At 62.9% G+C, this 21,664-nt stretch carries 16 protein-coding genes; 4 read left to right on the forward strand and 12 right to left on the reverse strand.

Features of this window, described 5'->3' with window-relative positions; all coding sequences use genetic code 11:
* Positions 1–17 precede the first annotated feature (17 nt).
* The 4 genes from NKH59_RS04320 to NKH59_RS04335 are packed head-to-tail and all read right to left on the reverse strand — an operon-like array spanning position 18 to position 3,547.
* Complete coding sequence (locus NKH59_RS04320; RefSeq protein WP_352470630.1) at positions 18–938, reverse strand: ABC transporter permease; 921 nt, start codon at positions 936–938, stop codon at positions 18–20.
* Positions 935–1,801, reverse strand: coding sequence for an ABC transporter permease (locus tag NKH59_RS04325; RefSeq protein WP_352470704.1), 867 nt, complete (start codon positions 1,799–1,801; stop codon positions 935–937). Before NKH59_RS04325 ends, NKH59_RS04320 begins: the two co-directional genes overlap by 4 nt.
* Before the next feature lie 19 nt (positions 1,802–1,820).
* Positions 1,821–2,423: an ANTAR domain-containing response regulator gene (locus tag NKH59_RS04330; protein WP_352455770.1), complete on the reverse strand. Its 603-nt coding sequence runs from the start codon at positions 2,421–2,423 to the stop codon at positions 1,821–1,823.
* Positions 2,420–3,547, reverse strand: coding sequence for a transporter substrate-binding protein (locus tag NKH59_RS04335; RefSeq protein ID WP_352470631.1), 1,128 nt, complete (start codon positions 3,545–3,547; stop codon positions 2,420–2,422). Before NKH59_RS04335 ends, NKH59_RS04330 begins: the two co-directional genes overlap by 4 nt.
* Before the next feature lie 522 nt (positions 3,548–4,069).
* Between NKH59_RS04335 and NKH59_RS04340 the strand changes: the two genes are divergently transcribed.
* The 3 genes from NKH59_RS04340 to NKH59_RS04350 all read left to right on the forward strand — a co-directional run bounded on the left by NKH59_RS04340 (position 4,070) and on the right by NKH59_RS04350 (position 9,208).
* Entirely contained in the window at positions 4,070–5,185 is a 1,116-nt protein-coding gene (locus NKH59_RS04340; protein WP_353021070.1) for a hypothetical protein, read from the forward strand.
* 378 nt (positions 5,186–5,563) lie between these two features.
* Positions 5,564–6,658, forward strand: a complete 1,095-nt coding sequence (locus NKH59_RS04345; RefSeq protein WP_353021072.1) for a branched-chain amino acid ABC transporter substrate-binding protein — start codon at positions 5,564–5,566, stop codon at positions 6,656–6,658.
* 81 nt (positions 6,659–6,739) lie between these two features.
* Positions 6,740–9,208, forward strand: coding sequence for an adenylate/guanylate cyclase domain-containing protein (locus NKH59_RS04350; RefSeq protein WP_353021109.1), 2,469 nt, complete (start codon positions 6,740–6,742; stop codon positions 9,206–9,208).
* Positions 9,209–9,488: 280 nt separating this feature from the next.
* On the opposite strand, the gene nadE is transcribed toward NKH59_RS04350, so the two are convergent.
* The 8 genes from nadE to NKH59_RS04390 all read right to left on the reverse strand — a co-directional run bounded on the left by nadE (position 9,489) and on the right by NKH59_RS04390 (position 20,496).
* Complete coding sequence (gene nadE, locus NKH59_RS04355; RefSeq protein ID WP_352470634.1) at positions 9,489–10,496, reverse strand: NAD(+) synthase; 1,008 nt, start codon at positions 10,494–10,496, stop codon at positions 9,489–9,491.
* Positions 10,493–12,055, reverse strand: coding sequence for a class I adenylate-forming enzyme family protein (locus NKH59_RS04360; protein WP_352470635.1), 1,563 nt, complete (start codon positions 12,053–12,055; stop codon positions 10,493–10,495). The genes nadE and NKH59_RS04360 overlap by 4 nt, the downstream gene beginning before the upstream one ends.
* 22 nt (positions 12,056–12,077) lie before the next feature.
* Positions 12,078–12,341 (reverse strand): acyl carrier protein, encoded by a 264-nt coding sequence (locus tag NKH59_RS04365; RefSeq protein WP_352470706.1) that lies wholly within the window; start codon positions 12,339–12,341, stop codon positions 12,078–12,080.
* Between the two features lie 19 nt (positions 12,342–12,360).
* The gene (gene asnB, locus NKH59_RS04370; protein WP_352470636.1) at positions 12,361–14,298 is read right to left on the reverse strand and encodes an asparagine synthase (glutamine-hydrolyzing); all 1,938 of its coding nucleotides are present in this window, start codon (positions 14,296–14,298) and stop codon (positions 12,361–12,363) included.
* A 185-nt stretch (positions 14,299–14,483) separates the two neighbouring features.
* On the reverse strand, positions 14,484–15,455 hold the full coding sequence (locus NKH59_RS04375; RefSeq protein ID WP_352470637.1) for an NAD-dependent epimerase/dehydratase family protein: 972 nt from the start codon (positions 15,453–15,455) through the stop codon (positions 14,484–14,486).
* A 109-nt stretch (positions 15,456–15,564) separates the two neighbouring features.
* Complete coding sequence (smc, locus tag NKH59_RS04380; protein ID WP_353021074.1) at positions 15,565–19,023, reverse strand: chromosome segregation protein SMC; 3,459 nt, start codon at positions 19,021–19,023, stop codon at positions 15,565–15,567.
* Positions 19,024–19,140: 117 nt separating this feature from the next.
* Positions 19,141–19,866, reverse strand: coding sequence for a DsbA family protein (locus NKH59_RS04385; RefSeq protein WP_023674158.1), 726 nt, complete (start codon positions 19,864–19,866; stop codon positions 19,141–19,143).
* Positions 19,867–19,995: 129 nt separating this feature from the next.
* Positions 19,996–20,496 (reverse strand): DUF721 domain-containing protein, encoded by a 501-nt coding sequence (locus tag NKH59_RS04390; RefSeq protein ID WP_352612433.1) that lies wholly within the window; start codon positions 20,494–20,496, stop codon positions 19,996–19,998.
* Positions 20,497–20,545: 49 nt separating this feature from the next.
* On the opposite strand from NKH59_RS04390, the gene mutY reads away from it, so the two are divergent.
* Positions 20,546–21,658, forward strand: coding sequence for an A/G-specific adenine glycosylase (mutY, locus tag NKH59_RS04395; protein ID WP_352612431.1), 1,113 nt, complete (start codon positions 20,546–20,548; stop codon positions 21,656–21,658).
* Positions 21,659–21,664: the final 6 nt, after the last annotated feature.

Consider the following 21,664-nt stretch of genomic DNA (forward strand, 5'->3'; position numbering starts at 1 on the left):
TCTGGTTTTCTTGGTTTTCATCTGAGCTTGATGCGTGGATCGATGAACGGTGCGACAGTGTCGGCCAGGAGATTGCCGAGCACGATGGCAAAGGCCGAAACCAGGGTGACCCCCATGATGATCGGAATGTCGATGCGCTGAATGGCCTGCCAGGCTAGCTGGCCGATGCCTGGCCAGCCGAACACGCTTTCGACAACCACGATGCCGCCCATGAAGATGCCGATATCGATGCCGATCATGGCGATGACCGGCAGGATGGCGTTGGGCAGCGCGTGCCGGAGGATAATGGCGCTGCGTGCAAGACCCTTGGCACGCGCGGTACGCACGTAGTCCTGGCGCAGCACGTCGATCATCGACGAGCGCATCATGCGGGCGTACCAGCCGGCGCCGAGAATTCCCATGGTCAGCGACGGCAGCACCAGATGACGCCAGGTGCCGTAACCGCCGATCGGGAACCAGCCGAGCCGCACCGCGAACACATAAAGCAGCATCAGGCCGACGACGAATTGCGGCGCCGAGACGCCAACGAAGGAGGCGACCATCAGCGACTGGTCGGTGGCGGTGCCACGCTTGACGGCGGCGATGAGGCCCATCGTCAGCCCGATCACGACTTCGCAGGCAATGGCGCCGACCATCAGCAGCAGGCTTGCCGGCAGCCGCGAGACGATAAGCTCCGTGACCTCCGAGCGCTGAATGTAGGAGCGCCCCAGATCGCCGCTGAGAAGGCTGGTCAGATAGTGCCAATACTGGACGACGAAGGGCTGGTCGAGGCCGAGCTGCCGGCGGATGTTTTCGACCGTCTCGGGTGTGGCGCTGCGGCCGGCGATCTGGCGGACGGGATCGGCGGGCAGCAGGTAGAGCAGCGCAAAGGTGATCAGAGAGACGCCGAGCAAGATGAGCACCGACTGGACAACGCGGCGGCCGAGATAGGCGATCATGCCCGCCCCCTTTGCGTCGGATCGAGGATGTCGCGCAGTGCGTCACCGATCAGGTTGAAGGCCAGCGCCAGTGCCAGGATCGCCGCACCGGGAAAGAAGACCAGCCAGGGCGCGGCCTGGAAATAGGTCTGGTTCTCGAAGATGATGTTGCCCCATGACGCGGTCGGCGGTTGCACGCCGATGCCGAGATAGCTGAGCGTCGCTTCGAGCAGCACCGTGGTCGAAATACCGAGCGTGCCCCAGACGATGATCGTCGGCAAAAGATGTGGCAGGATATGGCGGAACAGGATGCGTGGAGCGCTAGCGCCGATGGTGCGCTCGGCATCGATGAACTCGCGTTCGGAGAGCGAACTTGTCTCGGTGTAGATGACGCGGGCGGTCTGCACCCAGTTCACCAATGCGATCACCATGGCGACGATCCACAGGCTCGGCTGGAGCACCGCCGCCAGGCAGATGGCGAGCAGCAGCGCCGGGAAAGCCATCATCAAATCGGTGAAGCGCATAAGCGCGCTGCCGATCCAGCCGCGGAAATAGCCGGCGGTGATGCCGACCAGCGTGCCGATCAGAAGCGCCACGCCATTGGCGACGATGCCGATGATCAGCGACGTGCGCGCGCCGAATAGGAGACGGGTCAGCAGGTCGCGGCCAAGCAGGTCGGTGCCCAGCCAGAACTGGGCTCCCGGCGGCAGTGGCGCGCCTTCAAGCGTGAGCCCGTCGAACATCTGCTCGTTTGGATCGTAGCCTGTCAGCCACGGTGCAAGAATGGCGCCGGCCAAGACAACGGCAATAATCCCGAGGCCGAGCAAAGCGAGAGGCCGTTTTAGCAGACGTCGCCAGACGCCGGCGCGAGGCTTGGCTGGCATACGCCCGGCGGCCGAAAGCTCAGGCGCGATCGGATTGGTCATCGTCGCCTTCTTCTTGTGTCATCGCCACGATCCTGCGCGCGGCTTCCTCGACACTGATTTGCCAGCTCATCGCCAGCGAGCGGAGCTGCGCATAGGCACGGCCGTCCTCGGCGCCCTTCGACAAGACCTCTACCGCGCGTACGATGGTCTGGCGCTCCGCGACCCGCTGACGAAGCGAGGCAATCTCGCTGGCCAGAAGCTTGCGCGCCTCGAAACTCTGCCTTGCGATTAAAAGTGCGCTATAGACGCCGGCATTGCCGACCGGTTTCAGCAACTGCGCATCGGCCTTGTGCGACAATGCCCATTCGACGCGCCCCGGCGCCTCGGAGCCGATCAGTGCTATCAGCGGCATCGGCGCCTCGCCCGGCTTCCACGGAAATTGCTCGTCAAAGCCGAGATCGACGTCGAAGAAGACGAAGTCCGCCGCCAAGGCTTCGGCCGGCAGTTCCGGCCAGAAGCCAATCGCCTCAAGGCCGATGGCCGACAATTGCCTTGTGATCGCCTGCACGGTCGGATGTGGACGATGCAGGACAAAAGCCCTGGCGCCTCCAAGGTTCGGGATACGCGCCATCTTGCTCACGACACCACCCGCAGGCGTGGCCGCCCGAACGTCTCCGTCCGGTCATAGCGGGAAAGGTAGGGATCGGGTGCCACGCCCTTCGTCAGTGTGACCGTTTTGAACGATGTTCCATCGATACGTCCGATTAGCACCGGCAAGGTAGCATGCTGGGTTTGCTGGTCGATGGCGATGTCGCCCAGCGGCGTTCGAAATGATGTTTCGGAAAAGACCTTGGGAAGGTCCGTCCATTGTGCACCGGGGTTAAGGGTGAGGATCTCGGCGAGCATGCGCACCGAGGCATAAGCCGCCGCCTCGAAGGATGAGGCCGGCATGACGGAAGGCACTGGAACCGCACCGCGATCCGCCCCCGAGATGTCGTGAAAATAGGGCCCAACGGAAAGGTGGCCATCGCCTGCCCCGTTGAGCGCCGGCAATTCGCATTCCGTGAGATTGCAGGACAGGATCGGGCAACGCTCCGGCCTGAAATGCGGGTCGCGCCGGCCAAGCTCCGCATAGGCAGCGATGAAGGCATAAGAAGAAGGGCCGATGAGATTGTTCAGAATGAAATCAGGTCTCGTCGCCTGTATCTCCGCGATCAGCCGCGCAACATCGACCTCGCCGAGCGGCAGATAGCGTTCGCCCAGCACCTTGCCGCCAGCGTCCGCAATCAGGTCGCGCGCCACGCGGTTGGTCTCCCAGCCCCAGATGTAGTTGGAACCGAGCAGGAAGCCATCGGCGCCGAAACGAGGCACGACATAGGCGAGCAGCGGTACGAGATGCTGATTGGGGCAGGCGTGTGTGTAGACGACATGCTCGTTGGCTTCGAAGCCCTCGTACGGGCAGGCGTACCACAGCGTGCCGCCTGCCCTTTCCAGGATTGGAATGACCTCCTTGCGGCTCCACGAGGTGACGCAGCCAATGATGTGACGCGCGCCGCTGTTGGCGAGAATGTCCGCGCAGCCGCTTGCATAGCGATCGATGTTGCCCTGCGGGTCGCGCTCGATCGGGATGAATTCGAATGGGATAGCGAGATCGCCGTTGACGTCGGCGATGGCGTTCATCGCACCCGCACGGCAGGATTCGGACACCAGCCGGTAGTTGCCGGACCGCGAATAGAGAATGCCGATGTCGATATGCCGTTTCAAGCAATGCCTCAAAAATGACAATGCCCCGCAGCCACCGCCGCAGGGCGAGGCATACGAGGCATTCTTGCCGCCCGGCGGTCGGAGCCGGTATTTGTCCTCACCGTATTACGCCCGCGCTCCCAGTCAAGAGCCGCCACGCGAAACTTTGGCCAGCCGAAACGGTTCGGCGCGCAGCACGCAACTCATGCCGCTGGTCGTTTAGAGTCCGCCAGGAACCAAAATTGCTGATGTCCAGCTATGGGGCCCGGACAAACCCGGTTCGCTACCATTCAAAGCAACGACTTTAATATCGGTTTACCTGAATCTGCTAGCAGCAATGACGCCGGTTTTCGTCGGTCAAGCAAAGGGTTCCACCTTGCCGCAGCAATTCAGCACTCCGTTCGGTCACCGGGGCGATGCCAACTGGCCGAGGTTGCACGGCTTCATGGGCGTCGAGTTGGAACGCGCGCCCGATGTTCTCGTGCCTCGCGTCGCCTTGGCCCGGAAGCTCGGTGGATGGGACTTTGGTGGCGGGAGCCGGGCTTGAGCGTCATTCGCGCCTTGCAAGGCGCCGACCTCCCGGCAGTTGCGAACATGTTTCAGCGCGTGCTGTTGAAGGAGAGGACCGAAGCGCCGGCCTCTCTCGTGGAATACATGCAACGGTTTTATCTGGATGCGCCCGGTTGCGCAGACAACCTCCGGTCGCTTGTCCATGTCAACGACGCCGGTCGCGTCTCCGGATTTGTCGGCGTCCACGTCCTGCCGATGACGTTCAACGGCCGACAACTACGCGCGGCCATCTGTAGCTCGCTCATGGTCGAGGACCATGAGCACGACCCGCTGGCCGGCGCCCGCTTGCTGAAAGCTTACCTGGATGGTCCGCAGGACATCTCCTTCAGCGAGACGGCCAACGATATTTCCGTGAAATTGTGGACCCGGCTGCGCGGCGTGGTCCTGCCGCAATACAGCCTTGACTGGGTCCGTGTGATGCGCCCCGCGGCCTTCATGCTCAGCCTTTCCGCCAATCGCATGGCGCTTGCGCGAATGCTCAATCCGCTGGCGCGTGCAGTCGACCGATTTTACTGCAGAAGGATGACGTCCAGCGAACGACGTTGGTCGGGTGTGGCGGTGGACGGGGCAGGCCACGGAACATTTCGTACATCCGAAATCGACAGCCATGCATTTGCCAGGCTCATCGAACCGTTTACCGCTCAATTCGCCCTGCGGCCTGACTGGACGGAAGATCAACTCGACCACATCCTGACAGATGCGGCACAAAAGCCGGATCTGGGGGAGCTTGTCTACGTTTGTGTGACGTCGCCAGTCGGCACCAATGTCGGCGCTTTCGCCTACTACGCACGGAAGTATGAAATTGGTCGCGTGCTGCAGATCTTCGCCCTCCCCGGCCAGGCGGGCCCGGTGATTGACTGCCTGATCGATCACGCCGCCGCGCGCGGCGTCAGCGGCCTGCGCGGACGTATTCAACCTGCACTTCTGGAGGCGATGCTTGGACGACGCATTGCTTTCCTGACCGTTGCCTCAACGGTGGTACATTCACGCGATCCAGAGCTTTTGGACGCGATGAAGAACTCGCAAGTCTTCCTGAACGGCCTTGCGGGCGAGCAGTGGAGCCGGCTTATCGGGAGCCGCTTCAGCTAGAGCGGGATGCGTTCAAGTTGAAGCGGGCATCCCGCTCTAACTATTTATTTTAGGCGCGTTTCCACTTGGCTGCAGAGTGCTTGGGTCAAAACCCAATCACTCTGAACGACCGAGTTCGACCCTTTGCCGTCATCCAGTTGGGAGCGTCGCATGACGCTCCGTGACCCAATCACGACGCTCACTCCGGTCAGTGGTAACGTCCGGATTTGGCGCGCGATTCCGACCTCAGCGAACGAAGTTATGACACGCCATTCCAGTGTATGCTTGCTTCGCCAAATTGGGTGTGCGCTGCAATAGCAGCCCGAGACAGTCGCGCTTGCCGAAGGGGCTGTCGGCTTTGACGGGATTGGCGTAAGCTACAGTTAAGGGGGTGCACACATGCACCGCATCATCGCCATACTGATCTTGGTTCTCGCGGCCGTGTTCAGCTCCGCACGGGCGGAGGTGCTGATCGGCGTCTCGGCTGCGATGACGGGACGGCTCGCCTGGATCGGCGAGCAGGGACAGCGCGGCGCGGAGATGGCAGTGGCCGACGTCAACACGGCGGGCGGCGTGCTCGGCCAGAAGGTGAGGCTCATCTCGGTCGACGACTTCTGCGATCCCGAGCAAGCTGTGGCGGCCGCCAAGAAGCTGGTGGCTGACGGGGTCGTGCTCGTCGTCGGGCATTATTGCTCCGGGGCCTCGATCCCCGCATCAAAAGTGTACGAGGAGGCGGGCGTCGTTGAGATATCCCCAGGCTCGACCAATCCGCAGCTGACCGAACAGGGCCGTGCCAATGTCTTTCGCACCATTGGCCGCGACGACGCGCAAGGTTTCATCGCTGGCAACTACCTTGCCGATCGCTGGGGCAACAAGAAGATTGCGATCCTCCACGACAACTCGACCTATGGGAAGGGTCTCGCCGACGAGACCAGGAAGCAGCTGCACAAGCGGGGCGTGACTGAGGCCGTTTACGACGCATACATTCCCGGGAAGGACGACTATTCGGCCGAGGTCGCTACGTTGCGGACCGCCGGCGTCTCCGCCTTATATGTGGGTGGGTATCATGCCGAGGTTGCGCTGATTGCTCGCGCTGCACACGACAGTGGCTACACGGTTCAGCTCATATCCGGAGATGCTTTGGCGACCGAGGAATTTGCCCTGATCGCCGGCCCCGCGGCGGAGGGGACCCTCTTCACGTTCCCGGCGGACGCGAGGCGAAGCCCCGAAGCGGCCGCGATCGTTGAGCAGTTCCGTGCGGAGAATTTCGAACCCGCGGGCTACACGCTGTTGAGCTACTGCGCGGTCCAGGTTTGGGCCCAGGCGGTCTCGAAGGCAGGTTCGCTGGAGCCGAAGGCCGTCATTGCGGCACTGCACGAACAGGAATTCGACACCGTGATCGGCCGGGTCGATTTCGACGACAAGGGCGACCTCACGAAGCAGAGCTGGGTTTGGTACGTCTGGCGCGGCGGAGAGTACGTGCCGGTTGAATAGGGTTCGCTGATCGCCGGCGTGCCGGCTGAGATGTCTAGTCTGATGCAGACCAGTGTGGCCGGACTGTTCCGACTCGCCGAGATGCTTGAACGCCTCGGCATACGTGGCCGGCTGTTGCTCGCCTTTTTCGGGATCAGCGCCCTTGCGGTGCTGGCAACGGCTGCGGCGCTTTATGCCTTCCTCCAGGTTGGCGACGTCGTGGACCGAATTACCACGGATCGAGTGCCGTCGGCGCTCGCCTCCCTCCAGCTGTCGCGCCAGGCCGAACGGGTCGCTGCTGCCGCGCCATCGGTGCTGGCAGCGACAAGCAGGGCTCAGCACAGCGAGGTCTCGGCTGCCGTCGCGCTCGAGATGTCCCGCCTCGAGGCCCTGCGCACGGACCTCCGGGATGCCACGTTGGGCACAGTGCCTTTGGCCGAGATTGAGGAAGCCGCGATTGTTCTGAGGCGCAACCTGAAGGAGCTCGACTCTCTTGTTGTCGCCCGGCTCGACGTGGTCGCCCGCAAGGAGGAGCTCCTGAACCGCCTCGCCGCGACGACAACCGGAAGCCAGCGCCTTGTCGCCACCGGCATCCTAGTGATGGATTCCAGGCTGCCGCAATGGCGGGCGGTCGCGGCCGACACGTCGCTGTCGCCCGATCGACGCGCAGCGGCGATGGCCGACCTGGTCCAGGCGATTGCGGCCTACATCCCCCAGCAGAAGGCGCAGCTGGAGATCTCGGCAGTCAACGACGCGCTGGTGAAGGTCGCGAACGCGCCGACGCCGGGCGACCTGGCGTTGATCCTTTTTCCGCTACGCCGTTCGCTCACTGCTCTTGAAAAGGTTTCCACGGAGATCGACGAAAAGCTGCGGACCCGCTTTCGGCAGCGTGTCGATGAGTTCAAGGGCTTGACCGACGGCGAGGACAGCATCCCCAAGGCGCGGGAGGACGAGTTTGCTGTCCTGGCACAGGGCGAAAGGCTTCTGGCCGAGAACAATCGACTGTCGCGCAATCTCACCGCTGGCGTCGATCGCCTGGTCGCCACGGCAGACCAGGAGATCGCTGCGTCCGGTCGCGAAGCCGCGCTCGTCCAGCGCTACGGCACCGCGGTTGTGCTCGGCTCCGCCTTCCTCAGCCTCCTGAGTTCGGTTCTGGTTGTCTGGCTCTATGTCGACCGCAGCCTCCTCGCCCGACTGGGGGCCGTGAGCCAGGGCATGCTCGCGATTGCGGGGGGCAACCTTCGTGCGCCGCTGCCAGCCGCGGGCAGCGACGAAATCGGGCGCATGGCCGAAGCGCTGAGACTTTTCCGGGATACTGCCGTCGAGGTCGAGGAAAAGAACCTGCGCGACGTTGCGGAAGCTCGTCAGCGGCTCATCGATGCCATCGAAAGCATCTCCGAAGGATTCGCTCTGTACGACGGGGAGGACCGGCTCGTCCTCAGCAACAGCCGCTACCGCGAATTGCTCTACACCGGTCTTGAGACCGAACTGACGCCCGGCACGACATTCGAGCAAATCATTCGCCGATCCGCTGAGCGCGGCTACATCAGGGACGCCGAGGGGCGGGTCGAGGAGTGGGTCGCCGAGCGCCTCTCGCGGCACCGCAACCCTGGCGAACCTTGGGTGCAGCGGCGAGGCGACGGGCGATGGGTCATGATCAGCGAGCGGCGGATCAGCGCCGGCGGCACGGTCGCCGTCTATTCGGACATCACTGAGCTGAAGCAAAGGGAGGAGAACCTCGCTGAGAAATCCGTGGTTCTGGAGGCGCTTTCCAGCAAGCTGGCGAAGTATCTGGCGCCCCAAGTGTATCGCTCGATATTCACCGGCCGCCAGGAGGTCAGGATCGCCAGCCAGCGGAAGAAACTGACAATATGCTTCTCCGATATCGCGGGCTTTACCGAGACCACTGACAAAATGGAATCCGAGGATCTCACCCAACTCCTCAATCACTATCTGACGGAAATGTCGAAAATTGCTTCGGATCACGGCGCTACGATCGACAAATATGTCGGCGACGCGATCCTGATGTTTTTCGGCGATCCCGAGACTCGCGGCGTCAAGGAGGACGCGCTGGCTTGCGCGCAGATGGCACTTGCAATGCAAAAGCGGATTAGCGAGCTTGCCGAAGTCTGGCGGGACATGGGGATCGAAACACCGCTGCGCTGTCGCATCGGCATCCATACCGACTACTGCACCGTCGGTAACTTCGGCAGCGAGGACCGGATGGACTACACGATAATCGGCGGCGCCGTGAATCTCGCCTCGCGCCTGGAGCAGGAGGCGCCGCCGGGGACAATCCTCATTTCCTACGAGACGTTTGCGCAAGTGAAGGACGCAATCGACTGTGAAGAACTGGGGCAAGTCCAGGTCAAGGGGATCGCCTATCCCGTCGCCACCTACCGCGTCATCGATCTGAAGGCCAATTTGGCGGCCGCTCGTCGTGCTGTTCGGACCGAGCTGCCGCACTTCAGGTTGGAACTTGAACCGGAGCTGATGTCCCCTGACGAGCGTGGCGATGCCGCCAATGCACTTCGAGACGCGCTGGATCGGCTTCGTCACAAGCCTGGGTAGTAGGGCTTGGTCCACAACGACCCCTCCCAATGGACACAAGGAGTGGGATGTGGGACGCCGCTCATTGGCGCTGTCGATGCGAAGGCCGCAGAACGGTCGCGGTCAGTCTTCGAACTCGGGCGGAACGTCGGCATCGGAGCCGAGACTTAACATTCACGGCATCACTGGCATGGGTCCGGATATGGCGCAACGTGCTCGTTCTCGCAGATGAGACGAACGGCAACTTCCCGCCCATCTCGGCCATGACGGCGGCCTGGGACGTGGCCGGTCTCGAAGCAGGTCAGGTACCGAGTTCTTCGACTTCCTCGACGAGTTGCGGACGCATGTGCAGATAACGCGTCGCCTTGCGTTTGGCGATGATATCGGCCCAGACGTGTTCCACTTGTGAGGCGGCCAACCCCGCCGCCTGCCCCACCACCTCAGCCGCCACGCCGTTGTTGAGACCGTAAAGGCAAAGATCCATACGGTCATAGGGAAGCGAGAAGTAGAACTCCTCCTGGGTCTGCGCCAGCGAGTAGGTATCGGTGGTCGGAGGCCGGTTGCGGATTTCTTCCGGAATACCGAGATGGGCCGCAAGCGCATAGACCTGTGTTTTATAGAGGTGGGCAATCGGCTTGACGTCCGCGGCGCCGTCACCGTTCTTCACGAAGAAACCCTGATCGTATTCCAGCCGGTTCGGGGTTCCAAGAACGGCGAAGTTCAGGCGATCCGCATGATAGTATTCAATCTGCTTGCGGGTGCGCTGCTTCATATTGGTAGCGGCGACGACGCCGAGATAGACAGGCAGCGGCATTCTCCGTTTCGTCTGCTTGCCCTCCGGGTCTTGCACCACCAGGGACGAGATATTGTAGCCCCCGCCCTCAAGGGCGTTCGCGATCACGATCTTCGAAGCCCAGCCTTCGCCGTATTCCGGGACCAATTCGCGGATGAAGGCGTCGCGACGCCTGTAGCAGCCCATTGCGCGCAGGATCGGCCCGATATCCTCCGTCACAGCCTCGACACCGAAAGTTTCGGCGACGAGGCGGCCGAGCCGCAGACTTTCAGGATCGGAATCGCTTTCCGGCATGAACAGGCAAAGCACATTCTTGGGGCCAACGGCTCGTACCGCCAACGCGACCGACACGCTCGAATCGATCCCGCCCGAAAGACCGAGCACAAGGCCCCGCTTGCGAAGCCCGCGCAACTGCTGGCGCAAGGCCGTTACGATACGGTCCGTTTCGGTGATCAGGTCGATTGCCAGAGCCTGCGCCAGAAAGGTCCGCGCATCCTCGGTCGGGCGAACATTCATTGCGCGGCCTCCATGGTTTCTGCCGCAAGCCGACGGCTGACCTTGCCGGTATCGGTCTTCGGCAGCTCGCGGCGGAACTCGACGACCTTGGGGACCATGAAGTCCTCAAGGTGGCGTGCACAGTGACGTATGATATCCTTTTCGGTAAGCGCCGGGTCGGACCGTACTATAACTGCGCCGATCGCATGCCCGAGCACGGGATCCGGCACACCGACAACCACCGCTTCCGCGATGCCCGGATGAGCGTGAAGCACGGCTTCCACTTCCTTGGGCGCCACCTTCTCTCCCCGCGACTTTATGATGTCGTCCTTGCGGCCGACGAAATAAAGAAAGCCTTCCTCATCGGCCCTGAAAAGATCGCCGGTGTAGAGAACCTTCTCCCAAGGGTTCGGACCCCGGCGCAGGGCTCGTGCCGTCGCAGCTTCGTTTCGCCAATAACCCTGCATGACGTGCGGCCCGCGAATGACCAGCTCACCCGCTACGCCCGGCGGCACCCGTTGCCCCTCGTCGTCGACGACAAAGGCTTCGGTGTTCGGAATGGCTATTCCGACCGAGCCCGGCCGGCGGTCGAGCTCCTCGGGCGGCAGATAGGTGCAGCGCTTGCATTCCGTCAGGCCATACATCGAATAGAGCCTGACACCGGGGAAAAGGAACCGAAGGCGTTCTATGTGAGGCGGCGGCAAGGCAGCCGCCGTGTTGGAAATATAGCGAAGGCTGGGCAGGAAGCCCGGCGCCAGGTCCCTCAACTGCAGGATCATCGCTGCCATCGTGGGCACGAGCGGAAGCCCGGTGACGCCTTCCTGGCGGATGCGTTCAAAGACCGCCTGGGGAAAAGCGAAGGACTTCTCGAGCACGAGCGTGGCGCCGAGCCTGACGGCCATCAGCAATTGATAGAGGCCGTAGTCGAAAGCGAGGGGCAGAACATTCAAGATGATGTCGTCGGGCGAGTTGCGCAGGTAGTTGGTGATGGAGTCGGCCGCCGCGTCGCAATTGCGGTGCGTCATCATCACACCCTTGGGCCGGCCGGTCGAGCCCGAGGTGTAGATCAACATCGCAAGATCGACGTCAACGCCGCGATGGTCAATCTCCCTGACTTGGACCGTCAAGCACTCCGCCAGGGATGTGGCCCCTGCCGGGCATTGGCTATCGGCAGCAACGGTGGAAGCCACGAAGATGCCGGTCTTGCCGGAGGACGTCTCGCCGGAGGATCCGGACGCCTCGGCGACCACGGGCATCAGTCTTGCTTGCGTGAGGATCGCGGCGGCATCGCAATCGGCGATGATGTAGGCTAGCTTTTCGGCCTTGGTGGATGCGTTGATCGGACTGAAAGTCGCGCCTGCTTTAAGAACTGCGAAAATCGAAACCGCAGCCTCCCAGCAATTGTCCATGAAGATCAGCACCCGGTCGTCGCGCCTGACGCCATTCAAAAAAAGGGCGGCGGCCAAGCGGCTCGAGAGATCGTCCAGCTCTTTGTAGCACAGCCTTTTGTGCTCGGTGATCAATGCCGTTTTGGCTGGATGGGCAGCGGCCTTCGCCGTCAGAAAATGTTCGATCCGCACGGACGCTCCTCACCGATGGCGCCTATGCTGCCAGCGCTTCTGCTTTTGCCTTGACGAAGGCTGAGATACGGTCAATCGAATCCAGATTGGCCGGTACGATGTCGGCATCGACCATCGCTATGCCAAAATCATCCTCTATGAATGCCACTAGCTCCAACACGGCCGTCGAGTCGATGATGCCGTTCTCGATCAGTGATGCGGTGTCTGCAAGCTCGTAGGACGTGTCGCCGAACAGGAAGTTGTCGACGATAAAGGTTTTGACCTTGTCCTTGATTGCTACCATGATTTTTCATTCCCTCGATTTCTCAGGCCGCTCGTGCTTCACCGACCTTTTCGCCGGTGAAAATCTTCTGCCACAGTTGCGCCGACAAAATGCCGACGAAAGCCGCATTGTCGCGGAATCCGGACGCTGGCTGCAAGCGGCATTTCTCGTGCAGGTTCGCCACCGCCTTGGCGTTGAATAGTCCTCCGGAGGCGATACTCGCCTCGCTCAGCGAGTCGCGTACGTAGTCCAATTCTCCGGCTCCCACGAAGGAGCGGGCTTCCGGCGCCCGGTAAGGCTGTTTGGTGCGCTCGCGGATGGCCGTCGGAAGCAGGTGCTTGGCAGCTTTGCGCAATATGTGTTTTTCCACCAGTCCCTTCAGCTTCATCTCCGGCGGAAGTCTTGCCGCAAACTCCACCAAGCGATGGTCAAGGAAGGGGAACCGCCCTTCGATACCGTGCGCCATGGCCATGCGATCGCCCTGGCTGGAGAGGATGTAGCCCGGCAGGAGGAAGCGGGTTTCTAGATATTGCGCCTGATGCAGCGGATGCCACCGGGAAAACGCCTCAGGCAACCGGCTGGCCAGGTCCTCGGCTGCGTCATACCCCTTCAATGTCGCGCGCAGGTCACCGGAAAAGAACATCTTCGCCGCTGATGTGGTCTTGAAACGCGGCCGATGCGAGAACAGCGGATCGTCCAGGGCAGCGCTGCCGGTTCCGAAGAACGCAGCCAGGTACTCCACGGACTGCTGTTGCAGGCCCGGCAGATAGGGATAAAGCTTGCGGAACAGTTGTGGCCTTATGCGCGATGCCGGCTGTCGCGCGCAGAAACGGCGAACCCGCGCTTCCTTGAAGACATCATAGCCGGCAAAGACCTCGTCGGCGCCTTCGCCTGTCAGCACTACTTTCAAACCGGCCTGGCGAACGAGGCCGGACAGTTGATAGAGGGGGGCTGGGGCCGTGCGGATGATCGGCCGCTCGGTAAAGCGGATGACTTCGGGAAACGCACCGGCGATATCGCCGGCACGACACGCAATGGTTCGATGGCGTGTGCCAAGTGCTGACGCCATTTCGGTCTGGAAGGCGCTTTCGTCATGCTCGCCGCTGTCGAACGTCACGGAAAATGTCTGCAGCTTAAGAGGAGTCATGCCGGCCGCGAGTGCCGAAACGAGGGATGAATCGAGCCCGCCCGAAAGGTAAGAACCGACCGGCACGTCGGCGCGCATCCGAAGCCTCACCGCGTCGGTCAACAGGGCCTGCAGTTCCTCGGCCGCGTCGTCCTCATTGGTGATCTTCGATGGCCTATCCGGATACGGGTAGTCTAGGTGCCAATATGGTTTGACCGTGACTTGCCCCTGTGTCGCGATCATCACGCTTGCCGGCTCCAGCTCGTGGATGTTGCGGAAAGCCGTGCGTGGAGCGATCGGCGCCCACAGCGTAAAGATCTGGTCGAGTGCAATTGGATCGATTTCGGCCGAGACGCCGGGTACCGTCAGCAGGGCCTTTATCTCCGACGCAAAGTAGAGCACCCCGTCCTTGCTGGTGTAGAACAGCGGCCGAACACCCATGCGGTCTCTTGCAAGCACCATCCGCCGCCGCCGGTTATCCCAAATCGCGAAGGCGAAATCACCGTTCAGGAGCGACAGACAGTCTTCGCCCATCTCGTCATACAGCTGCAGGAGAACCTCTGTGTCGCTCGACGTGCGGAAGCGTCGGCCCTTGGCCAGCAGCCCTTCGCGCAATTCCACGTAGTTGAAGATCTCGCCGTTGAACGCAACCGTCAAATCGCCGGTTTCGTCGGACATCGGCTGCTGGCCATCACCAATCCCAATCACCGACAGCCGCGCATGCCCAAGTCCAGCCTCGGGCGCTACGAATTTCCCTTGTTCATCCGGCCCGCGATGGGCGATCGCAGACGTCATGCGCGCAAGCAAAGCTTCCGCATCCCGGACTGAACCGAAATAGCCCCCGAATCCGCACATCCACACAGCTCATACTGAACAGCAAGCCACGAAACATAGCGGTCATAAGCGCCTCAAAGGTTAATCGGATACGTTTCAGCGAGCATGTGGTTAACAGGATGTTAGGACAAAATGATGCTTTTTGCGGACCGACTTGCGCCCCACTTCAGATGTCAGCTTGAAGGCATCACGGCGAGCGGTGCAAATCACTGCTTCGAGTACGGCCGGTACCAGTCGACAAACTTCTTCAGCCCGTCCTCTATCGAAACGCTAGGCCTGAAGCCGAAATCCCGCTCCAGCGCGGTCATGTCGGCGTAGGTCTTCTCGACGTCGCTCGCCTGCATCGGCTCGTTGTGGCGGATTGCCTTGACCTTGAGCAGCCTTTCCAGAATGTCGATGAAGTCGCCCAGACGCACCGGCCGGTTGTTGCCGACATTGTAGAGCCTGTTCGGCGGAACGTCAGCCGCCGGCGGCTTGTCGAGCACGGCGACAACCGCCTTCACAACATCGTCTATGTAGGTGAAATCGCGCCACATTTCGCCATTGTTGAAGACCCGGATCGGCTTGCCCTTGAGCATCGCCTGGGTGAACATCCAATAGGCCATGTCGGGACGGCCCCAGGGACCGTAGACCGTGAAAAACCGCAGGCCGGTCTGCGGTATGCCGAACAGATGGGCGTAGGTGTGGCTCATCAACTCATCGGTTTTCTTGGTGGCGGCGTAAAGCGAAACGGGCTTGTCGACCTGATCGGCTTCGCTGAACGGCACGCTGCGGTTGCCGCCATACACCGAGCTCGACGAGGCATAGACCAGATGCTCGAATGCCGGTTCGGCGCGACAGAATTCGAGCACTTCGAGGTGGCCCATGACATTGGAGCGGATATAGAGCCGCGGATTGTCGAGTGAGTGGCGCACGCCCGCCTGCGCGGCAAGGTGCACGATCCTAACGATGCCTTGCCCGGCCAAAGCGGCTGCAAGCGCGCCCTGTTCGGCAATATCGATCTGGTGGAACGAAAAATCCTTATGGGGCAGAAGGCCGGCAAGCCGCCCCTTTTTGAGCGCCAGGTCGTAATAGTCGTTCATGTTGTCGACGCCGACGACCGCTTCTCCCCGGTCGAGCAGATGGTGGCAAACGTGGCTGCCAATGAACCCCGCGGCTCCGGTGACAAGTATAGGCAACAAGCTTCTCCACGCGCATAGCCGGGCCGGTATCTGGAGCGGCAGATCCGGCCCATTTTGTCGTGCTATAGTCGAAAGCCGAGGTGGAGACCACCATTAAGCTGATGCGTCAGCTTGCCTCGCGCATGGCTTCGGCCGCCTGCAGGTCAACCGACACCAGTTGGCTGACGCCTTGCTCGGCCATGGTCACCCCAAACAGCCGGTCCATGCGCGCCATGGTGATCGGGTTGTGTGTGATGATGACGAAGCGCGTTTCGGTGGTTGCGGCCATTTCGTCCATCAGATTGCAGAAACGCTCGACATTGTGGTCATCGAGCGGCGCGTCGACTTCGTCGAGCACGCAGATCGGCGCCGGGTTGGTCAGGAACACGGCGAAGATCAGCGACATCGCCGTCAACGCCTGCTCGCCGCCGGACAGCAGCGTCATCGTCTGCGGCTTCTTGCCGGGCGGACGCGCCAGGATCTCGAGCCCCGCTTCGAGCGGATCGTCGGACTCGATCAGTTGCAGCTCGGCGGTGCCGCCGCCGAACAGATGCGAAAACAGCCGTTGAAAATGGCCGTTGACCACCTCGAAGGCGGCGAGCAGCCGCTCGCGGCCTTCGCGGTTCAGGCTATGGATCGCCTGCCGCAGCTTGCGGATCGCCTCGATGATGTCGTCGCGCTCGGAGACGATGGTCTCCAGCCGGTCCGACAGTTCCTTCTGCTCCTCCTCGGCGCGCAGATTGACGGCACCGAGCCGTTCGCGTTCGACCTTCAGCCGGTCGAGCTGACGCTCGATCTCGGCCATTTCGGGCATCGGGCTGTCGGGTTCGAGGCCGGTGTGGCGGATCACCAGATGCGGCGGCGTGTTCAGCGTTTCCTGGATGCGCGCCTCGACTTCCAGCCGACGCTCGTCGGCGGCGGTCAGCCGCTCTTCGGCGCGAACGCGGGATTCGCGCGCCTCGGCCAGCGACTGGATGGCAGCAGTCGCAGCCTTGTCCAGCTCGGACTGGCGGTTCTCCGCTTCCTGCAAGCGGTCGCCCGCCGCCTTGCGCAGGCTTTCGGCCTCGGCGAGTTGCGACAGCAGGGCGCGCCGCTTGGCGTCGATCTCGTCGGGGGCGTCGGCCAGTTGCTCGCGCTCGGCCTCGGCCTCCGCCTTGCGTTCGCCGAGCACCGCGATCTGTGTCGAGGCGTTTTCGGCTCGCTCCACCCAGTTGCACCGTTCCGCGCCGATGGCATCGAGCCGACGCGCACGTGCCTCGGCTTCCCGCCTCAGGCCCTCGTGAACGGCACGCGCATCGGCAAGGGCGGCGCGGTCGCGGGCGACGTTGGCCGCCGACTGCTCGAGCTGCAATTGCAGATCGCCGAGATCGGGCGCGTCCTGCAGCAGCATTTCCGCCTCGACGAATGCCGCCGCCGTTTCCTCATGGCTGTCGACAATGCGTGCGCGCGCCTCGTCAAGTGCTGCACGCCGGCTCGACAGCTCGCCGCCGGCTCTTTCGGCCTCGGCCAGCGTATTGCGGGCAGCATCGAGCCCGTGCTGGGCATCGCGTCCGGCCTGTCGGGCGTTGCGTTCGGCCTCGCTCGCCTGGGCACGCGCCTGTTCGGCCCGGGCAAGGGCTTGTTCAGCTTCGCGCAGGGCGCGCGTGGCATGGACTACTTCGGCATCGAGCTCGGCCAGCCGGTTTTTCTGCGCCAGCCGCTGCGCGGCGGCGGTCGGGGCATCGGCGCTGGCGGTGAAGCCGTCCCAACGCCAGAGCGCGCCTTCGCGGCTGACCAGCCGTTGACCGGGAGCAAGCAGCGTCTGCAGCCGTCTTCCGTCGGCGGCTTCGACAATGCCGATCTGGGCCAGCCTGCGGGCCAGCTGTGCCGGCGCACGCACAACGCTGGCGAGGCTCCTTATGCCTTCGGGCAATGCGGCGTCGGCAGGCTGGATTTCGCTCTGGCCCCAATGCACCGGCGCACTGCGGTCGAGCGGCACGTCGAGATCTTCGCCAAGCGCGGCACCCAGCGCCGTCTCGTAGCCACGCTCGACGCTGATCTGCTCCAGCACCGAGGGAAATAGATCGCCGCTGGCGGCGTTGAGGATCTTGGCCAGCGTGCGGGCCTCGGTTTCGATCCGCGCCAGCTCGGCCTTTGTGTCCTGAACCGGTGGGCGGGCAGCACTTTCGTCTGCACGCGCCTCGGCGACCGCCTGTTCGGCGGCAATGGCGGCTGCCTCGGCCTTTTCGAGCAGCGCCAGCGCCTGATCGACCAGTAGCCGCTTCTCGGCGGGATCGGGCAGGCCGGCGACCCTGGAGACGATCTCCGACAGTTCGCGGTCGACATCGGCAAGCTGGCGGGCAAAGCGGTCGCGGCGCTCAGCGGTGTCGCGCAGCGTCCGTTCGATCTGGTTGCGCGAGGCGGCAGCCTCCGCCCGTTCGGCGGTCAGCGCGGCGAGCCTGACCTCGCTCGAGGCAAGCGTCGATGCCGCCTGCTCGAAAGCCGCGCGGGTGCTGGCCTCGCGCTCGGCGGCGCCGGCGTTTTCGGCATTGAGCGCGGCTTCTTCGGCGGCGAGGCGTTCGAGGATATCCGCATTATCGCGGACCATGCGCTCCTCACGGGCAAGGTCGCCATCGAGCTGTTGCAGTCGGCGGTCGAGCTCTGCCTGGCGGGCGCGGATGCGGCCCGCCTCTTCCTCGATCTGCGCCTTGGCGATCGACAGACGCTGGAAGGCGGCGGCGGCAGCGGCTTCCGCATCGCGCAAGTCCGGCAGCCGGTGGGCGTTGATACCTTGTTCCCTGGCGGCAGCCATCTGGGCGGCGGCACGGTCGCCGACCAGCGCGGTGGCAATCGCCAGCGCCGAACGCGCTTCCCCTTCCTGCGTCTTGGCCAGCGTCCAGCGCAGATGCAGCAGCGTCGCTTCGGCCTTGCGGATGTCGGCCGACAGGTTCTTGAAGCGCGAGGCCTGGCGGGCCTGGCGTTTCAGGCTTTCAATCTGGCTTTCCAGCTCGCCGACGACGTCGTCCAGCCTTTCGAGGTTCTGTTCCGCCGCCTTCAGCCGCAGCTCGGCTTCGTGGCGGCGCGTATGCAGGCCGGAAATTCCGGCCGCCTCTTCCAGCAGCGCGCGGCGCGCCTGCGGCTTTGCCTGGATCAGCTCGCCTATGCGGCCTTGGCCGACCATCGAGGGCGAGCGGGCGCCGGTCGACTGGTCGGCGAACAGCAGCTGAACGTCCTTGGCGCGAGCCTCCTTGCCGTTGATGCGGTAGAGCGAGCCGGCCTCGCGCTCGATGCGGCGCGAGACCTGCAACTCATCGGCGTCGTTGAAGGCGGACGGCGCGGTGCGGTCGCTATTGTCGAGGAACAGCGTGACTTCGGCGGTGTTGCGGGCCGGACGCGTTCCCGAGCCGGAAAAGATGACGTCGTCCATGCCGGACGCACGCATGTTCTTGTAGGAGCTTTCGCCCATAACCCAGCGCAGCGCCTCGACCAGGTTCGACTTGCCGCAGCCGTTCGGCCCGACTATGCCGGTCAGGCCGCGTTCGATGACGAACTCGCCGGGTTCGACGAAGGATTTGAAGCCGAGCAGGCGAAGGCGCGAGAACTTCATTCGCGCCGGCCCATAGCCAAGTTTCGCAACGCTGTTCCGCGGTTTTGCAAGGAGACCCCGCGGCAAGACAAAGAAGTGCGCACGCCGAAGCGACGCCGCTTCGGCGCTGCCGAAACGTCAGAGCAGAGGGTCGATGATGGCCGACATTTCCGCAATCGACATCGCCCCTTTGTAGGTCTTTCCGTTGATGAAAAAGGTCGGTGTGGAATCGACCTTGAATTCGTCGGCGCCGCGCTTCTGGACGGATCTCACATCGTCCAGAAGTTTCTGGTCCGTCAAGCAGGCCTCGAAGGACTCCTGTGTAAAACCGGCAAGCTTGGCGATTTGCAGCAGTGCGTCCTTGGTATTGTTCACACCAACCCAGTTCGCCTGCTGCCTGAACAGCACGTCGACCATCGGGAAATAGTTGTCCTTGGAGCAGCGCGCCAGCATGAAACCGGCCTCGGCGCTGGGATCGAACGGAAACTCGCGCAGTATGTAACGGGCCTTGCCGGTGTCGATATATTTCGTCTTCAGCTCCGGAAAAGTGGTCTCGGCGAAATGCGCGCAATGCGGGCAGGTCATCGATGCATATTCGACTATGGTGACCTTTGCATCGTCCTTGCCGAGTTGCATGTCGGGCAATGCGCCGGGCTTCAGCAGTGCCGCCATATCGACCGTGCCCTGAGCCTCCGGCGCCGCCGCGGCGGCCGGAGCGGCCGGCTTCGCAGGTTCCGGAGCCGCAGGCTTCACATCCTGCGCCTCGGCTTTCTCGCCCGAGTCGCTGCAGGCGGCAAGCAGCGCCACCGCTGGTATTGCGGCCAGCGAAGTCAAAAGGTTTCTGCGGGACAAGGAACGGATCATACGAATCACCTGGCAATAGTTGGATTTTGCAATGCAAAGTCTACAAAAAGCGAGAGTTGGCGCGAATTAAGGCATTACCGCCCCTATTCCAATCGCCAAATCCGGGCATACCATCACGATAGCGCGAGATCACGGTTTCTTTTGACCGAGAATGGTGGCGCCAAGCCGCTCTAGCGAGGCGCGCAGCCCGCCGTCCTCGATCAAACCAACGGTGCCCGACAGCTTCGCTTTCTCGGCCGCAGTCAATGGCCGCAAACTGGGTTTCGGCTTGTCCTTGCCCGCCATTACCGGCTTCTGCACGATCCTGATCCGACCGATCGCATTGAAACCGAGGAAGGCGTTGACCCGGTTGATGATCTGGCCGGTCTCGTGCTGCAGATGCAGCGCCGCCACACCCTCGCAGGCAATCACCAGCACCGCCGGTTCGAAAGGATCGTCCTCATGTATGCGGCGCGGCCACTGGATCTTTTCCGGGCGCGAGCGGCCGGCAAGCCGCGGCCCGGCAATTTCTTCCCATGACTGGACCAGTCCGATCGACATACCGGCCCGTTTGCGCAGCACTGGGTCGAGGATCTCGGTTGCGAGATCGCTCACCGGAACGGGATTGCCGAAGGGCCTTTTCCCTGCCATGTGCGTTCTCCAGCTTCAGCACCAGTGGATTAGGGCCGACCCTCGATCAATGGCACTGCACGACCAGACCCGCAAGGCCGTATCCGGAGACAATGTCGAGATCGCCTCCCGGCTGCTTGCCTGGTACGACACGCATCACCGCGACTTGCCCTGGCGCGTTTCGCCGCGCGCGCTGGCGGGCGGAGCGCGGCCCGATCCCTATCTGGTCTGGCTTTCCGAGGTGATGCTGCAGCAAACCACGGTCGAGGCGGTAAAATCCTATTTTCGGGCGTTCGCAGAGAAATGGCCAACGGTCCAGGCGCTGGCGGCGGCACCGACCGAAGACGTCATGAAGGCCTGGGCCGGGCTCGGCTATTATTCCCGCGCTCGTAACCTCAAAGCCTGTGCCGATCTCGTCGCGCGGCAAGGCGGCCGCTTTCCTGACAGCGAGTCCGGCTTGAAGGAACTGCCCGGCATCGGCGCCTATACGGCGGCGGCGATCGCAGCGATCGCCTTCGACCGACCAGCCGCGGTCGTCGACGGCAATGTCGAACGGGTCGTCTCACGGCTGTTTTCGATCGCCACGCCGCTGGGCGAAGCCAAGGGCGAGATACGCGGCCAGGTCGAACGCATGGTTCCCCCGACAAGGCCCGGCGACTTCGCGCAGGCGATGATGGACCTGGGCGCGACGATCTGCACGCCGCGCCGGCCCCGCTGCATTCTGTGCCCTGTTCGGGTGGACTGCAGCGCCACGATTTCGGGCGACCCCGAACGCTTTCCGGTCCGCCTGCCCAAGGCCGAAAGACCCTTACGCCGCGGTGCCGCCTTCGTTGCCGTCAGGTGCGACGGCGCCATCCTTCTGCGCAAGCGCGCGGACAAAGGCCTGCTCGGCGGCATGACTGAGGTGCCGACGACCGGCTGGACGGCGCGCATAGACGGCGCTACCACGGAAGCGGCGGCCCCGCTCCCCGGCAACTGGCAGCAGGCCGGACGCATCGGCCATATCTTTACCCATTTTGCGCTTGAACTCGACGTGTTCAAGGCGGAGACCGACGTTGCCGCCCCGGTCGGGCATTTCTGGTCGCTGGCCCATGAAATTTCCGGGGAAGCGCTGCCGAGCGTCATGAAAAAGGTAATCGAAGCGGCGATACCGGGCGCGACGAAAAAGCAGCGGCCGCGTTGAAAGAGA

Source organism: Mesorhizobium sp. M0998, from assembly GCF_040318885.1.
Classification (GTDB): Bacteria; Pseudomonadota; Alphaproteobacteria; order Rhizobiales; family Rhizobiaceae; genus Mesorhizobium.

Coding starts and splice junctions, on each gene's coding strand:
- NKH59_RS04320 (WP_352470630.1), bottom strand. CDS start 938: ATGATCGCCTATCTCGGCCGCCGCGTTGTCCAGTCGGTGCTCATCTTG.
- NKH59_RS04325 (WP_352470704.1), bottom strand. CDS start 1,801: ATGCCAGCCAAGCCTCGCGCCGGCGTCTGGCGACGTCTGCTAAAACGG.
- NKH59_RS04345 (WP_353021072.1), top strand. CDS start 5,564: ATGCACCGCATCATCGCCATACTGATCTTGGTTCTCGCGGCCGTGTTC.
- NKH59_RS04350 (WP_353021109.1), top strand. CDS start 6,740: ATGCTTGAACGCCTCGGCATACGTGGCCGGCTGTTGCTCGCCTTTTTC.
- nadE (WP_352470634.1), bottom strand. CDS start 10,496: ATGAATGTTCGCCCGACCGAGGATGCGCGGACCTTTCTGGCGCAGGCT.
- asnB (WP_352470636.1), bottom strand. CDS start 14,298: ATGTGCGGATTCGGGGGCTATTTCGGTTCAGTCCGGGATGCGGAAGCT.
- smc (WP_353021074.1), bottom strand. CDS start 19,023: ATGAAGTTCTCGCGCCTTCGCCTGCTCGGCTTCAAATCCTTCGTCGAA.
- NKH59_RS04385 (WP_023674158.1), bottom strand. CDS start 19,866: ATGATCCGTTCCTTGTCCCGCAGAAACCTTTTGACTTCGCTGGCCGCA.
- NKH59_RS04390 (WP_352612433.1), bottom strand. CDS start 20,496: ATGGCAGGGAAAAGGCCCTTCGGCAATCCCGTTCCGGTGAGCGATCTC.
- mutY (WP_352612431.1), top strand. CDS start 20,546: ATGGCACTGCACGACCAGACCCGCAAGGCCGTATCCGGAGACAATGTC.